The organism is Pedobacter sp. L105 (genome assembly GCF_009765875.1).
Classification (GTDB): domain Bacteria; phylum Bacteroidota; class Bacteroidia; order Sphingobacteriales; family Sphingobacteriaceae; genus Pedobacter.
In genome coordinates this window covers 387,759-402,346 of sequence record NZ_LMUP01000014.1, presented here as the reverse complement: position 1 = coordinate 402,346, position 14,588 = coordinate 387,759, and the positions used below count along the sequence as shown (strand labels likewise).

The window sequence follows — 14,588 nt, the reverse complement described above, 5'->3', positions numbered from 1 at the left end:
TAGAGTATAACAGGATCCGATTGTTGCCGAAATAAGAAATTAAAACCTCAAATATTTCACAAATTTCAGCAAACATGCCTGCTCATACTAAAATAATGACATAGCAATTTACAATCATTTTTTCACTCAGAATATCTGATTAAGACAAAAAATTTCGGTTATAACGATTTTTTCAAAGAATATATTCTGTACGCGCATCTTCTCCCGCCATCAACGATGTACTCTATACGTTTGATAGATACATGTTCACCAATTACTGTCTGTAATGTTTTAAATTCAGCAATGCAGATGCCGGGGTTGGCATGTGCTGCAGCACCTATCGGGCAGTGGTTTTCGATGAAGATAAATCCTTCTTCATCTTTAATAAATTGAGCCATATATCCTTCCCTGGTGCGGATGGCAACAAAAGTACCGATCCTTTGTTCCAGGTCGTCTATACCCACTAACTGTTCCAGATATTTACTCGTTCCTTTTTCTCCATTTGCAGTAATCACCTTCGATACAGCCACTTCTCCGAGGGTCTCTTTCATGATCTCCATTAGTTTTACGGTGAGTGCAGCATGGGTATCAGGAAAGCGCGACTGACCAGCATTGGTAAGCGACCATAATTGTTGTGGTCTGCCCCTTCCGGTGACAGTTTTATTAGAAGTCACTACACCTTCTTTTTCTAACCTGAGCATTTGAAAACGCGCACCTTCTACAGTCACCTGAAATTCCCGGGCAAGTGCAGATAATGACTGAGGCCCACTGGTTTTCAGCAGTTCCACAGCGCGTTCCCTAAATGGCAGCTTATGTTCCATTATAACCAACCCAACTCTAATTTCGCTTCATCACTCATCATATCCCTGTCCCATGGCGGATCAAAAGTAAGGCGTACCTCAACCTCGTTAAGTCCTTCAATAGCTTTAACTTTTGTTTCCACTTCAGTCAGGATCTCACCCGCAGCAGGACACGCCGGAGCAGTTAAGGTCATATAAATATGTACGTTATTGTCTTCCAACATCTGGATCTTGTAGATCAGTCCCAGTTCAAAAATATTTACAGGTATCTCCGGATCATAAATGGTCCGTATAGCCTCTTCAATTTTATCTCTTAATGATAGCTCATTCATCTTTATTCAATATTTAATTTGAAATAAAACCAGCTGCATACAATTTCATTTGTTGCAACATTGCCAGCAATCCATTAGAACGATTAGGTGACAAATGATTTTGCAGGCCGATAGTATTGATAAAATATAAGTCTGCATCCACAATTTCCTGTGGCGTATGACCCGATAGAACTTTAACCATCATACTAATCAGGCCTTTGGTAATAATTGCATCGCTATCGGCAGTAAACCATACCTTACCTTCTTTATATTCAGGTTGCAGCCAAACACTGGACTGGCAGCCTTTAATCAGTTTTTCAGGTATTTTATACTGAGGATCAATTAAAGGGAGTTCTTTACCGATATCGATAATATTTTCATATTTATCCATCCAGTCAGGGAATAACTCAAACTCCTCAATGATTTCATCCTGTTGTTCGTTAATCGTCATCATTTAATTAAATAAGTATAGCAGCGGCCCTTTTTATACCTGCAACCAATAGATCTACTTCTTCTTTGGTATTGTAAAAAGCAAAAGATGCACGACAGGTTCCAGGGATACCAAAGAAATCCATGATCGGCTCGGTACAATGGTGACCGGTACGTATAGCTATGCCCTGCTTATCCAATAATTCGCCCAGGTCATAAGGATGAATATCTTCAAGTAAAAAAGAGATTACACTGGCACGATCAGGAGCATTACCTATAAAACGAATGCCCTCTATCTTTGCCAGTTGTTCCAAGCCGTAGGTAAGCAATTCCTGTTCTGCATCGGCAATGGCGGTTAAACCAATCTGATTTACATAATCAATAGCAGCACCCAAACCTATCGCACCGGAAATATCTGGTGTACCTGCTTCAAATTTGTAAGGCAGCTCGTTATAAATGGTTTTTTCGAAGGTCACTGTTTTAATCATGTCCCCTCCTCCCTGATAAGGCGGTATCATATTCAGCCATTTGGCCTTACCATACAATACACCAATTCCTGTAGGGCCATATAATTTATGTCCGGAAAAAGATATAAAATCAACATCCAGTTCCTGCACATCTACAGGCATATGCTGAATAGCTTGTGCAGCATCAATTAATACAGGAATATTTTTTGCGTGCGCCTGTTTGATAATTTCTTTTACAGGATTAATCGTACCTAAAGAATTAGACACATAAGTTACTGAAACCAGTTTAACACCCTCATCCAATAAACCAGGCAGCAAATCCATTTGCAAAACGCCATCCTGATCCATTGGAATTACTTTCAGCGTAGCACCGCGTTCTTCGCAGATCATTTGCCATGGTACAATGTTGGAATGATGCTCCAGAGCAGAGATCAGGATACTATCGCCTTCATTTAGGAACTTACGTCCAAAAGAAGAAGCAACCAGGTTAATCCCGTCTGTAGTTCCTTTAGTAAAGATGATTTCATCACTACTTTCAGCATTGATAAAGGCAGCTACTTTTTTTCGTGCACCCTCATAAGCTGCTGTGGCTTGCTGACTCAGCAAATGTACACCACGATGTACATTACTGTTATAGGATGTATAATAGTTTTCCAGTACATTTAAAACCTGTACAGGCTTTTGTGTAGTCGCTGCATTATCAAAGTAAACCAGGTTTTTACCGTAAACTTTTGTATCCAGTATAGGAAAATCTTTCCTTATTTCTTCAATCACTAATTTCCCCATAGCCGTTTTCTTTTAAACGATGGTTGAGAACGAATTTTCCATCTTTTGATAAATCAAGGATTGCACGTGTTCTTTCACGGCTTCATTTTCGATCTTTTGTGTTACATCGAACATAAAGGCTTCTACCAGCAATTTACGGGCAGACTCTTCACTGATTCCTCTTGCACGCAGGTAAAACAACGATTCCGGATCAAACTGCCCTACAGTACAGCCATGACTGCATTTCACGTCATCTGCAAATATTTCCAGTTGCGGTTTAGCAAATACCTGTGCCTTGTTACTTAAGAGCAAGTTATTGTTTTGCTGAAAAGCATTTGTTTTTTGCGCCGGACGTTCAACAAAAACCTTTCCGTTAAATACAGCTTTACCATTTTCCAGCAATACACCTTTATAAATTTCATTGCTTTCGCTATTTGGAAATTTATGGTGTATAGCAGTATGATTATCCGTCAACTGCTGACCGCCTACCAGGTATAAGCCTAATAAATGTGTTTCTGTTGAAGGACCGTTCAATACGATCTCCAGGTTATTACGGATCAGCTCTGCACCGGGTAAATTAAAGGTGAAATTGTCATAGCGGCTATATTGCAGCTGACTCACCTGATTGTAATTAATTAACCTCTCATCAGCAGCATTATCCTGAATATTATATTGTATCAGTTGTGCATTTTCTTTCAGGCTTACTTGTGTAACACTGTTCAGCACTATACGCTGTGTATCCTTAATCCAAACACTTGCTTCAAGCAATTCTGCTTTGGCGTGTTCGTTTACCACGATTAAATGACGTGGCTGGTACCAGGTATTTTCATCGGCAGTATACAAATGAACAATCTGTACAGGTTTATCCAATACTACACTACGGGGTATTTCAATAAAATATCCGTCTGTAAACAGTGCCGTATTTAAAGCGAGTAAAGTGTTATTCTCATCCTGGCTAAATACCGCATTGTCTTTAAATACCTGTGTATCCAAAACACTCTCCAGTGGTAAAATAGTGGCCAGTTTTTCATCAGGAAGAACCGATAAAGCAAACTGGATCCGGCCGTTTAATAAAACCAAAAGATAGGCATCCAAACCAGGGATCACTGCTTTATTTACCGCAGCGATAATAGTCTCCTCTTCAAATCGCCCAGGGATAAAAGAGAAATCGTCATTTAAAAAAGGACTCAGGTTAGTGAATTTCCATTCCTCATTTTTTGTGGTAGGAAAACCTTTGGCCTTGAAAATTTCCAGTGCTTTTTTTCTTGTATTCGATAAATCACCATTATTATTACCTGCATTGTCTGTAATTTCAAACTCAGCAATTAATTTATTGTACAATGGAGCTGTTAACTGATCTACCATAATTATTTATTGTTGATTGATTCATTGCTGTGGAACTCTTCCTTCAGCCAGTCATACCCTTTTTCTTCCAACTCCAGTGCCAGTTCTTTAGTTCCTGAACGAACAATCTGTCCGTTATACAAAACGTGTACAAAATCAGGGACAATATATTCCAGCAAACGTTGATAGTGAGTGATTAGCACAAAAGCATTATCTGCTGAACGTAATTTGTTGATTCCGCTGGAAACGATTCTTAAAGCATCGATATCGAGTCCTGAATCCGTTTCATCCAGGATAGATAATTTTGGTTCCAGCATAGCCAGCTGAAATACTTCATTACGTTTTTTCTCTCCTCCAGAAAAACCCTGGTTTAGAGAGCGGTTGGCCAGTTTAGCCTCAAACTCTACTAACTCCTGTTTTTCTTTGGTCATCTTCAGAAATTCCTTAGCCGAAAGCGGCGGAAGATTACGGTGAATCCTGATCTCACTTAATGCTGTTCTCAGGAAATTGATATTCGATACACCGGGGATTTCCACAGGATACTGAAAAGCAAGAAAAACACCCTCACGGGCGCGTTCTTCGGGTTTCATATCCAGCAGGTTTTTTCCATCAAGCCACACTTCACCTTCGGTAACCTCGTAGTTCTCACGACCTGCCAAAACAGAGGCCAACGAGCTTTTACCAGATCCGTTAGGTCCCATAATAGCATGTACTTCACCTGCTTTAACCTCAAGATTAATACCTTTTAATATTTCTTTTCCTTCAATATTAGCATGAAGATTTTTTATTGATAACATATTATATTTATGATTTAAGATTATCCTACGCTACCTTCAAGCGTAAGAGATAGTAATTTCTGTGCTTCTACAGCAAATTCCATTGGCAATTGGTTCAATACATCTTTGGCATAACCATTTACAATTAAGGCAATGGCCTGCTCTGCATCGATACCGCGCTGATTTAAATAAAATACCTGGTCTTCTCCTATTTTTGATGTAGTGGCCTCATGTTCTACAGTTGCTGTATTATTTTTTGATTCGATATAAGGGAAAGTATGTGCACCACACTGATCACCAATCAGCAATGAATCACACTGGGTAAAGTTACGTGAGTTAGCAGCACGACTTCCCATTTGTACCAAACCTCTATAACTGTTCTGTCCTTCTCCTGCTGAAATACCTTTGGAAATGATCCTGCTTTTGGTATTGGCACCAATATGGTAAATTTTTGTTCCAGTATCAGCGATCTGTTTGTTATTCGTTACTGCAACAGAGTAAAACTCGCCTGAAGAATAATCACCCTGTAATAAAATACTGGGATACTTCCAGGTAATTGCAGACCCTGTTTCTACCTGTGTCCAGGAGATTTTTGCACGTTCACCACGGCATGCACCACGTTTGGTTACAAAATTAAAAATACCGCCTTTTCCATCTTTATCACCAGGATACCAATTTTGTACCGTAGAATATTTAATCTCAGCACCTTTCATCGCAATCAGTTCCACTACTGCAGCGTGCAGCTGGTTTTCATCACGCATAGGCGCTGTACATCCTTCAAGGTAACTTACATAACTATCTTCGTCAGCAATGATTAGTGTACGTTCAAACTGCCCTGTGTTTTCAGCATTGATCCTGAAATACGTAGATAGCTCCATTGGGCATCTCACTCCTTTGGGGATATAAACAAAAGATCCGTCAGAGAAAACCGCAGTGTTTAGCGACGCAAAAACGTTATCGGTATGGGGAACTACTGAACCCAGGTATTTCTGTATCAGTTCGGGGTGTTTTTGTACAGCTTCACTGATCGAGCAAAAGATAATCCCCATTTCGTTCAAGTGTGCTTTGTAAGTAGTAGATACCGAAACACTATCAAATACTACATCAACGGCAACCCCTGCCAGTTGTTTCTGTTCAGACATTGGGATACCCAATTTCTCAAATGTGCGCAGCAGCTCTGGATCTACTTCATCCAAAGAAGCATATTTAGCCTGTTGTTTTGGTGCTGCATAGTAAGAGATCGCCTGAAAATCAATTTCCGGCATTTTAAAATTCTGCCAGTGAGGCATATCCTGCTTTTCAAAAGCATGGAACCCTTTCATCCGCCAGTCAAGCAGCCATTGTGGTTCATTCTTCTTTGCAGATATAAAACGGACAGTATCTTCATTGAGTCCGGTTTCAGAAATATCCATATCAATTGCTGTGACAAAGCCATACTCATATTCGCGGTTTGCCAGCTGGTCGAGCATCATATCATCTTTTTCCATCATTATTCAGTTTAAGGCTTATTACGGCCAGCCGGAAGGCTATTTAATAAGCACGATACAAAGATAAGTAACAACCGTAATAAACAAAGCGATTACTTTGTTTATTACGGTCTAATTACAATAAAAGTAGAATTATTGTAAATATAAATGAATCTAAATCGATTATTCAAAAACAATACTTGTAGTTTATAATTTCTCCGCATAGATTTACCCCGTATTTAAAGATTTAAAATGAATATTAAACCCAAAATTTACCAGCGGGTATTAGCCAGTGCCCTGCTTATTACTGCTACCGCAGCTGCTTTCCCTGTCAGTGCACAGGAAAAAACAGCCGACCCCCTGATGAAGATTTACAGAGAAACACCAGCAAGGATCAATGACCTGATCCACACTAAACTGGATGTTCGTTTTGACTATAAAAAGCGTTACCTCTACGGAAAAGAATGGGTAACGATAAAACCGCATTTTTACCCAACAGATACCTTAAGGCTGGATGCCAAAGGAATGGATATCAAAACCGTTGCACTCGTAAAAAATGGTAAAAATACCCCCTTAAAGTACAAATACGACAATCTTTCCCTGGCTATTAAACTGGATAAAGTTTATGAAAACACGGAAAATTACACCATCTATATAGACTACACATCCAAGCCGGATGAATTAAAAATAGAAGCCGGAGCAGCGATCACTGATGCCAAAGGACTTTATTTTATCAATCCCGACAGCACAGAAAAAGGTAAACCTGTACAAATATGGACTCAGGGAGAGCTGGAAAGTTCATCCACATGGTTCCCTACTATTGATCAGACCAGTCAGAAAACCACAGACGAGATCAGCATGACCGTTCCCGGTAAATATGTTACGCTGTCTAACGGCAGACTGGATTTACAGAAAAAAAATGCCGATGGCACAAGAACAGATACCTGGAAGATGGAATTGCCCCACTCCCCTTACCTGTTCATGATGGCTGTTGGTGATTTCAAGATATACCATGATAAATGGCGCAATAAAGAAGTAAATTATTACCTGGAACCAAAATATGCACCTTATGCCAAAGAAATTTTCGGCTTTACACCGGAAGTTATAGAATTCTATTCAAAAATTCTTGGCGTAGACTATCCATGGAATAAATACTCACAAATTGTAGTGCGCGATTATGTTTCCGGCGCTATGGAAAACACAACAGCCACGTTGCACGGTACTTATGTTCAGGGTACTTCACGTGAACTGGCAGACAGATATTATGATGCAGGAAGAAGCACAATTGTTCACGAATTGTTCCACCAGTGGTTTGGCGATTATGTGACTGCAGAAAGCTGGAGCAACCTAACCGTCAATGAGTCTTTTGCCGACTTTAGCGAAACCCTTTGGGCTGAACATAAATACGGACAGGATACCGGCGATGACCATAATAACGAGGCGTTAGAAAGTTACCTGAGAAGTCCTGAAGCTGCGAAAAAAGATCTGGTACGCTTTCACTATCATGCCGGTATAGATGTTTTTGATGTAGTAACCTATCAAAAAGGCGGACGCATCTTAAATATGCTGCGCCATTACTTGGGTGGTCCGGCGTTCTTTAAAGGATTAAACATATACTTGAAAGCCAATGCTTTCAAAGCTGGTGAAGCACAGCAATTAAGACTGGCAATGGAAGAAGCCAGCGGAAGGGACTTAAACTGGTTCTTTAACCAATGGTATTACGGAGCGGGCCATCCCTTGTTAGATATCAATTATAAATGGGATGAAACTACCCACACAGAATCTGTTTACCTGAACCAAAACCAGGAAGGTAAAGCCTTTATATTGCCAATGGCGGTAGACGTTTATACCGGCGATAAAGCAGAACGCCGCCATGTATGGATGCGCAGCAAAGCTGATACCCTTACTTTTAAATTATCTACAAAACCTAACCTGGTAAACGTAGACGCAGAAAAAATTATTCTGAGCAAAAAGACTGATCATAAAACACTGGAAGAACTGTTATTCCAGTATCAGCACGCACCATTGTACATGGACAGGTATGAAGCCATAGATGCTGCTGCCGGTAAACAGTCAGACCCAACTGCACAGAAGATCCTGCTTGCCGCATTGAATGATAAATATTACGGCCTGCGTTTAAAAACGCTGAATACACTAGATTCCGCCAGTGCAACATTAAATGAAGCTGCCTTGCCTACTATTTTAAACCTTGCAAAAACAGACGATAATAACCTGGTAAAAGCCGCCGCTATTCATGTCATAGGAATTTCAAAAGGTGCCGAACAACAGGAATCATTATTTAGAGAAGGCCTGAAGAGCCAGTCGTACGCAGTAGCCGGCGCTTCACTAAGTGCAATGGCTAATTTAAAACCTGCAGACGCACTTCCTTTTGCCAAATCATTTGAAAAAGACAGCGAAGGAAATTTAACCAACGCCATTATTTCTGTTTACGCTAAAAGCGGAGGAGATGCCGAATGGCCTTATGTATACGGCAAATTCAATGAGGCTGGCCCGCAGGAAAAATTTGACATGGTAAAAGACGTCATCTTCATGACTGCACATATCCCTAATCCTGTTTACGCACAACAAGGAATCAATGCATTGAAAGACCTGGGTATTAAGTACAAAGCCAATGGTTTTGCACCACAATTAATTCAGGTGCTTAACCAGATTAAACAAGTCCGCCAGCAAATGAATGATACTGCATCGGCTAATTTAACTGATGAAGCTGTTAAACAAATTAATGATGCAAAATAACGGGTAAGAGATTATCAATCAGATCGTCTCCTTCAAAAGAGATGATCTGATATAAAAAAAATAGGTATACTGTATTCCGGCTGAAACCTTTGCGCCCTACACTTGCAAAATTTCGAGGCCGTCATACAGCATACCTATTTTTTTTTAAATAGATTTCCTAAACCACCGTGTTATCAAATCCTTACAATGGATGATCTTCAAAAAATTACCCTAAGCCAAACGGGTTTTAGCGGATAATCTTTCAACAGTTACTGTAATGCGCCCGGCAATGGAAGACCCTAAAAAAAATGAGTATGGTATATGACAGCCTAGCGTCTTGCAAGCGAAGCGCAGCATTATGCAGCTGTCATATACCATACTCATTTTTTCAGCGAAGCCAGATGATCTTCGATAAACTTACAAAACCTGCTCTTCCAGTAAAAACACCAGTTTGGCTGCAGGATCACTACAGAAACCAGGATGCACCCTTGAAGTTTGAATCACTGTACTGCGCATCGCTGTCAGCCAGCGAAAACGCGAAGCTAAATCCAGTTCAGCTATGGGGCCTCCCCGTTTCCCTCCGCTACAAATGTGGGTTAACGCATTTAAATGATCTTTCAGCTCCTCCACATCAAGCTTCACCGAAAAAGCTTTAAGTCTATCCTCATTCAACACAAAAACTACCTTAAGGAACTTTTGCCTGGCACAATACAGGATCACACCTACATTCAGAAACTCTTCACGTTCTACCCTGGGCACAACGCGAATAACCGCATACTCAAATAAGTGACGCTCTTGCATTTTTGGCTTCGTTTACAAAAATTTCTGAATTGGCTAACCTGATCTTTAAAAACTGTGCATAAGCTTCGCGGTTTGCTGCCGGGGAATCAAAAGTTGAATCCCTGCCCAGCCACTCTTCCGGGATCAGATCAACAATATTATGGATCAGCTCATCCGTTAACAAGGGCTTGAAAGTTTCATTTACTTCATCCAGCTCTGCTGCCCAGGGTAAAAGTACATGATCTTTAATCAAGGCAAAAGGGCGCTTAGCCTGTTCCTCCCAATTTTGCCAGGAATGATGAAAATAAAGGGAGGCACCATGATCTATTAGCCATAATTCCCTGTGCCATATCAACATATTGGTATTACGCGGAGTACGGTCCATATTAGTGAGCAGACAATCCAGCCAAACAATCTGGGAGGCAAGCTTCGAATCTATAGTGGTAACGGTTGGGTCGAAAGTAATAGCACCTGATAGATAATGCAGCGCTAGATTGAGCCCTATGCTGGCCTTCAGGAGGTCCTGTATTTCCTCGTCAGGTTCTGTCCGGCCAAACGCCTCATCCAGGTTAGCCAGTACAATTTCCGGGACTTTAAATCCCAGCGCACGCGCAATTTCACCACCAATAATTTCGGAGATCAGGGCTTTCACCCCTTGTCCTGCACCACTAAACTTCAGTACATAAAGAAAATCATCATCTGCCTCTGCAATGGCCGGCATGGACCCGCCTTCACGCAAAGGGGTTACATAACGGGTTACATTGACAGTCCTGAGTTGGAGTTGGTTTGTATTCATGATAAAGCAATCCCAGACTGGGACGGCACGAAATTTAGGCAAATAAGTGCAACTATCAGAATAATAATTAGCATTTCCTTCTAAATCAGATACGGCATACCCCTGTTAAAGAACATGCCGTATCGATTTAAACGCGGGATAAACCCTAAAACTTCACATTTAGACTGGCTACAAATGTAGTTCCCAGCTGACTAAACTGTGGACCAACATAAGTAGTGGTAGAATACCTGCCATCGAAGGTCAATAAGTTGGTATAATTAAAGGTAACGTTCTTTGCCAGCAAAATACTTGCACCAGGATCAGTTAATAGTGTTGCAGTAAAGAAATAAGGATGTAAGATCAATTCAATATTGATTTATTAAATGAACATCGATAATAGGTTATTTCTTGTACCGGAGGTATTATGACCGGCATAAATTTTAGATTTCCAGACGATAAAGGTATGGCTGCTCACCAACCTGGAGAAATCCGGATATCCATAATGATTAAGTCCCATACCCAGAACCAGAGTATAAGTTTCAAAACGTTCCAGTCTGCCGAGGATATTATTCATAATAATCTTTCCCGAATTTCTATGAGGATTAACTTTATTGATCGCGATAACATTACTCCCATCATACATACCGGATGTAAACGGTCCATTAAATAAAGCGATCCAGCTATCCGTCCGGCTTAATTTCCTGCAAAATAATACAGGTAGCTGCGCAATCAGAAAATCTGTACCTATTTCATCGGGAATCACCGTTATATTACTTAAAGTTACAAGGAGTTCATCTGTAACAGCAGCATGGGCAGGTAAAATTAAACTTGCACAAACCGCTTCCGTATTGGTATGCAGTCCAAGGCCAAAACCAATGATATAATCATGCCCTAAAGTAAGATCATCAAATACAACCTCACCTGCCTGCTGGTTTGAACCTATCCTGATCACTTGCTGCGATTCCGCAGCCGACAGAAAATCTTGTCCCTTCCAGATCGCAATAAAACACCCCAATTCATGCGGATCAGATCCTGGTAAAACAGAAAATGAAACTAAAAGCTGATTTTCGTTAATTAGCTTTCCGCTGATTTGGATGGTGTTTTGAGCAGACATAGTGAATATTGGTTAATTGATATTTCAAAGATCAATTAGACTTAAAAAAAAAGACAGGGTGAAAACAGCTTTTCTTCTGATTATAATTAGCTATTATAAAGGATAAATATCAGTTTGCTAAAATGATTTATTTACCTAGGTTAGCATAAAAAAAATAAACACTAATGAAGAAAATTTTTACCCTAATCTTTGTAGCTGTAACATTAATGAATTTAACAGCCTGCAAGCAAAACAAACAAGATGCTACCGTAAAAGGCACAACAACTGTTTCACCCGACCCTATCCCCGACTCTGTATTGGTTGACTACCCGACAGCAAAAAAGTATGTTGGCAATTATGCCTCGCATGCAGGTTTTGTAGACGACAAAGCTGGTTATCCTTCAGTTGCAAAAAGACCGGATACCCGCTGTATCTGGTTTAGTAAAGAAAGGTTAAAACAAATGGTGACCACTCTTGAAAGTGAAGGCGGCGATGGCGTTCGGTTTTACCTGATCACTTATGATAATCAGTACAATAAAACTGCAACAAAAAACTGCCCTGATAAACAATACTGGGGATATAATACCTTGCTGATGGTATCTACAAAAGACAGTATCATTAACAAAACTGCAGTGCACCCAGATACGCTGCACCAGGATTACTACACGAATGAAGTCGTAGCTGCTAAAAGAGGCTCAGTTAAAAAACCAGGATTTATTGTCGGTGCAACGCCATCAAATCGCGGAGAATTATGCCCGCCACCATCTGCCTGTCCTCCAACCGGCGCAACCTTATTAGCTGACTAACATGAGAATATTGACCATCAATACAGCCTCAGAATTTATCTGTTTTCTGATTAGCGTATTCTGTCTGCTAAAAGATAAAAACGCATACTGGAGAAGCTTTATGTTTTATATGCTGCTGGTTTGTCTGACTGAATTGGGTGGTCTGTTTTTAAGAAGTATCGCTGTATCAAATTCTATGCTCTACACAGGTTTTCTGATCATTGAATGTTCAATGATCAGTACCTTTTTTTACTATACATTTTACAAATACTATCCAAAAAGCAAATGGATCTACGCCTGGTTTGCCCTGTTTTTAATCGCCTATATCGCCGAACTGGTAGACAATCATTTCAGCATTTTTTCTTACAGAACAACCACATTCATGTCAGTCGCTTTTGTTATTGCCAGTCTGTATTATTATTTACTGATTACCAGGGATGAAAAATTTAGAAAACTGGGATCAGACCCGCAATTTTGGGTAATCAATGGTATCCTATTCTTTTATTTCGGCAGCACAGCATGTAATGTATTCTTTGATTACCTCATACATGAAGTTTCACCCATAAGCCAATCTATCAGATACATCACTTTTAATATACTCAACATACTCTTATACAGTTGTTGGTCTTATGCTTTTATATGCAGATATCGTCAAAGGATTTAATTTACCTGATCACCCTGATCACCTTTATTTTTCTAATTGCCCCATTATTTTTGATTATTTACATTTCCCTGTACAATCAAAAAAAAGCAAAACATGCAGAAGAAAAGGCGGCCTTAAAAAAAACATTCGAACTGGAACTGCTAAAAAGCCAGATTGAAGTTCAGGAGAATATCCTGCAGATGATTGCCAGTAACCTCCATGATAATATCGGACAGCTTTTAAGCCTAACCAGCATGACGCTCAGTTCTATCCAGATGGACAGCAAGCGCGAAGAAAAAATTAAGACGGCCGGGGAACTAACTTTGAGGGCCATACAGGAATTAAGACAGCTTTCTAAAAGAATGAACGGTCAGGAGCTGATCAAAAAAAACCTGGCCCATGCAATCACCTATGAGCTCGACTGGTTAAGAAGAGGCACTGAATATGAGATTAATTTCAGGGATAACACCACCCATTCCATTCCCGAAAACGCAGATATAGAATTGATATTATTCAGGTTATTTCAGGAAACAATCAGTAATATCATCAAACATGCCGAAGCAACAGTCATTGATATTACACTGGACCAGGTGCCCGGACTACTAACTTTACGTGTAAAGGATAATGGAAAAGGATTTGTACTGGCAGATAAATTAAAGACCAGCGAGGGAATGGGTCTTAGCAATTTGAGTAAAAGGGCTGCCATGATGAATGGTACTTTTAATGTTACCTCTTCAGAAGAGGTTGGAACAGAGATATTGGTTTCTATACCCTATATTTAGGCCATGGAAAACAGGAAAATTACCATTGCTGTCATTGACGACCATACATTATTCAGAAAGGGCGTATTGAGCCTATTGTCAGAATCCGACGAAGTCGATATCCTTTTCGACGCTTCAAATGGTTTAGAGATGAAGGAAGTGATCAATCCTGATCAACTGCCCGAGGTTATCCTAATGGATATAAACATGCCCAAAATGGATGGTTATGCGGCAACAAAATGGGTTACCACTACCTATCCTTCAGTAAGGGTATTGGCTTTAAGCATGTACGATGAAGATAAACCAATCATCGAAATGTTAAAAAATGGTGCTGGTGGTTACCTGCTCAAAGAATCTAAAACTACTGATTTAATTATTGCCATAAAAACAATTGCAGAACACGGATATTTCATGAACAATCTGGTATCGGGCAAACTGATCAGGTCATTACAGGACGATAAACCACAAAAGAATAATACTGCCGAACTTTCAGTTAACGAACTCAAATTTCTGCAATTCTGCTGCTCTGAGCTCACCTATAAAGAAATAGCGGACAAAATGATCTTAAGCCATCATACCATTGACAATTACAGGGAATCCCTTTTTCACAAACTGGGGATTAAATCCCGTACAGGTTTGGTACTGTTTGCTATCCGTAATGAATTGATCAAGCTATAG

16 protein-coding genes are annotated in these 14,588 nt (G+C 40.0%); 5 read left to right on the top strand and 11 right to left on the bottom strand.

Annotated features, from left to right (window positions below; all coding sequences use genetic code 11):
- Window positions 1-158: 158 nt before the first annotated feature.
- From GSQ84_RS24810 to sufB, 7 genes are read right to left on the bottom strand one after another with little or no spacing between them, the layout of a single operon-like run.
- Window positions 159-800 (bottom strand): metalloregulator ArsR/SmtB family transcription factor, encoded by a 642-nt coding sequence (locus GSQ84_RS24810; protein ID WP_158800062.1) that lies wholly within the window; start codon window positions 798-800, stop codon window positions 159-161.
- A complete protein-coding gene (locus tag GSQ84_RS24805; RefSeq protein WP_158800061.1) occupies window positions 800-1,111 on the bottom strand; it encodes a DUF59 domain-containing protein in 312 nt (103 codons plus the stop codon). Before GSQ84_RS24805 ends, GSQ84_RS24810 begins: the two co-directional genes overlap by 1 nt.
- A 13-nt stretch (window positions 1,112-1,124) precedes the next feature.
- Entirely contained in the window at window positions 1,125-1,544 is a 420-nt protein-coding gene (locus GSQ84_RS24800) for a SufE family protein (RefSeq protein ID WP_254070977.1), read from the bottom strand.
- A 4-nt stretch (window positions 1,545-1,548) separates the two neighbouring features.
- On the bottom strand, window positions 1,549-2,772 hold the full coding sequence (locus GSQ84_RS24795; protein ID WP_158800060.1) for an aminotransferase class V-fold PLP-dependent enzyme: 1,224 nt from the start codon (window positions 2,770-2,772) through the stop codon (window positions 1,549-1,551).
- A gap of 12 nt (window positions 2,773-2,784) precedes the next feature.
- Window positions 2,785-4,116, bottom strand: a complete 1,332-nt coding sequence (sufD, locus tag GSQ84_RS24790) for a Fe-S cluster assembly protein SufD (RefSeq protein ID WP_158800059.1) — start codon at window positions 4,114-4,116, stop codon at window positions 2,785-2,787.
- A gap of 2 nt (window positions 4,117-4,118) precedes the next feature.
- On the bottom strand, window positions 4,119-4,892 hold the full coding sequence (gene sufC, locus GSQ84_RS24785; RefSeq protein WP_158800058.1) for a Fe-S cluster assembly ATPase SufC: 774 nt from the start codon (window positions 4,890-4,892) through the stop codon (window positions 4,119-4,121).
- 20 nt (window positions 4,893-4,912) lie between these two features.
- On the bottom strand, window positions 4,913-6,361 hold the full coding sequence (sufB, locus tag GSQ84_RS24780) for a Fe-S cluster assembly protein SufB (RefSeq protein ID WP_216849028.1): 1,449 nt from the start codon (window positions 6,359-6,361) through the stop codon (window positions 4,913-4,915).
- Between the two features lie 228 nt (window positions 6,362-6,589).
- On the opposite strand from sufB, the gene GSQ84_RS24775 reads away from it, so the two are divergent.
- Window positions 6,590-9,094, top strand: a complete 2,505-nt coding sequence (locus GSQ84_RS24775; protein ID WP_158800057.1) for a M1 family aminopeptidase — start codon at window positions 6,590-6,592, stop codon at window positions 9,092-9,094.
- Between the two features lie 396 nt (window positions 9,095-9,490).
- Here GSQ84_RS24775 and GSQ84_RS24770 read toward each other — a convergent pair whose 3' ends face one another.
- The 4 genes from GSQ84_RS24770 to GSQ84_RS24755 form a co-directional block, all read right to left on the bottom strand.
- Window positions 9,491-9,874, bottom strand: coding sequence for a DUF3037 domain-containing protein (locus GSQ84_RS24770; RefSeq protein ID WP_158800056.1), 384 nt, complete (start codon window positions 9,872-9,874; stop codon window positions 9,491-9,493).
- Window positions 9,852-10,649 carry a HipA family kinase gene (locus GSQ84_RS24765; protein WP_158800055.1) on the bottom strand — a complete coding sequence of 266 codons (798 nt, stop codon included), beginning with the start codon at window positions 10,647-10,649 and terminating at the stop codon, window positions 9,852-9,854. Before GSQ84_RS24765 ends, GSQ84_RS24770 begins: the two co-directional genes overlap by 23 nt.
- 145 nt (window positions 10,650-10,794) lie before the next feature.
- Window positions 10,795-10,992, bottom strand: coding sequence for a hypothetical protein (locus tag GSQ84_RS24760; protein WP_158800054.1), 198 nt, complete (start codon window positions 10,990-10,992; stop codon window positions 10,795-10,797).
- 15 nt (window positions 10,993-11,007) lie between these two features.
- Entirely contained in the window at window positions 11,008-11,742 is a 735-nt protein-coding gene (locus tag GSQ84_RS24755; RefSeq protein WP_158800053.1) for a hypothetical protein, read from the bottom strand.
- A 164-nt stretch (window positions 11,743-11,906) separates the two neighbouring features.
- Between GSQ84_RS24755 and GSQ84_RS24750 the strand changes: the two genes are divergently transcribed.
- Genes GSQ84_RS24750 through GSQ84_RS24735 form a run of 4 tightly spaced genes read left to right on the top strand, consistent with a single transcriptional unit; the run spans window position 11,907 to window position 14,588 of the window.
- A complete protein-coding gene (locus GSQ84_RS24750; protein WP_158800052.1) occupies window positions 11,907-12,527 on the top strand; it encodes a hypothetical protein in 621 nt (206 codons plus the stop codon).
- 1 nt (window position 12,528) lies between these two features.
- Complete coding sequence (locus GSQ84_RS24745) at window positions 12,529-13,170, top strand: hypothetical protein (protein WP_158800051.1); 642 nt, start codon at window positions 12,529-12,531, stop codon at window positions 13,168-13,170.
- Entirely contained in the window at window positions 13,146-13,931 is a 786-nt protein-coding gene (locus GSQ84_RS24740) for a sensor histidine kinase (protein WP_158800050.1), read from the top strand. Before GSQ84_RS24745 ends, GSQ84_RS24740 begins: the two co-directional genes overlap by 25 nt.
- A gap of 3 nt (window positions 13,932-13,934) precedes the next feature.
- Window positions 13,935-14,588, top strand: a complete 654-nt coding sequence (locus GSQ84_RS24735) for a response regulator transcription factor (RefSeq protein ID WP_158800049.1) — start codon at window positions 13,935-13,937, stop codon at window positions 14,586-14,588.

Bases quoted from the DNA above. Each gene is read 5' to 3' on its own strand.
- GSQ84_RS24810 (WP_158800062.1), bottom strand. From the start codon at position 800: ATGGAACATAAGCTGCCATTTAGGGAACGCGCTGTGGAACTGCTGAAA.
- GSQ84_RS24805 (WP_158800061.1), bottom strand. From the start codon at position 1,111: ATGAATGAGCTATCATTAAGAGATAAAATTGAAGAGGCTATACGGACC.
- GSQ84_RS24800 (WP_254070977.1), bottom strand. From the start codon at position 1,544: ATGATGACGATTAACGAACAACAGGATGAAATCATTGAGGAGTTTGAG.
- GSQ84_RS24795 (WP_158800060.1), bottom strand. From the start codon at position 2,772: ATGGGGAAATTAGTGATTGAAGAAATAAGGAAAGATTTTCCTATACTG.
- sufD (WP_158800059.1), bottom strand. From the start codon at position 4,116: ATGGTAGATCAGTTAACAGCTCCATTGTACAATAAATTAATTGCTGAG.
- sufC (WP_158800058.1), bottom strand. From the start codon at position 4,892: ATGTTATCAATAAAAAATCTTCATGCTAATATTGAAGGAAAAGAAATA.
- sufB (WP_216849028.1), bottom strand. From the start codon at position 6,361: ATGATGGAAAAAGATGATATGATGCTCGACCAGCTGGCAAACCGCGAA.
- GSQ84_RS24775 (WP_158800057.1), top strand. From the start codon at position 6,590: ATGAATATTAAACCCAAAATTTACCAGCGGGTATTAGCCAGTGCCCTG.
- GSQ84_RS24770 (WP_158800056.1), bottom strand. From the start codon at position 9,874: ATGCAAGAGCGTCACTTATTTGAGTATGCGGTTATTCGCGTTGTGCCC.
- GSQ84_RS24765 (WP_158800055.1), bottom strand. From the start codon at position 10,649: ATGAATACAAACCAACTCCAACTCAGGACTGTCAATGTAACCCGTTAT.
- GSQ84_RS24755 (WP_158800053.1), bottom strand. From the start codon at position 11,742: ATGTCTGCTCAAAACACCATCCAAATCAGCGGAAAGCTAATTAACGAA.
- GSQ84_RS24750 (WP_158800052.1), top strand. From the start codon at position 11,907: ATGAAGAAAATTTTTACCCTAATCTTTGTAGCTGTAACATTAATGAAT.
- GSQ84_RS24745 (WP_158800051.1), top strand. From the start codon at position 12,529: ATGAGAATATTGACCATCAATACAGCCTCAGAATTTATCTGTTTTCTG.
- GSQ84_RS24740 (WP_158800050.1), top strand. From the start codon at position 13,146: ATGCAGATATCGTCAAAGGATTTAATTTACCTGATCACCCTGATCACC.
- GSQ84_RS24735 (WP_158800049.1), top strand. From the start codon at position 13,935: ATGGAAAACAGGAAAATTACCATTGCTGTCATTGACGACCATACATTA.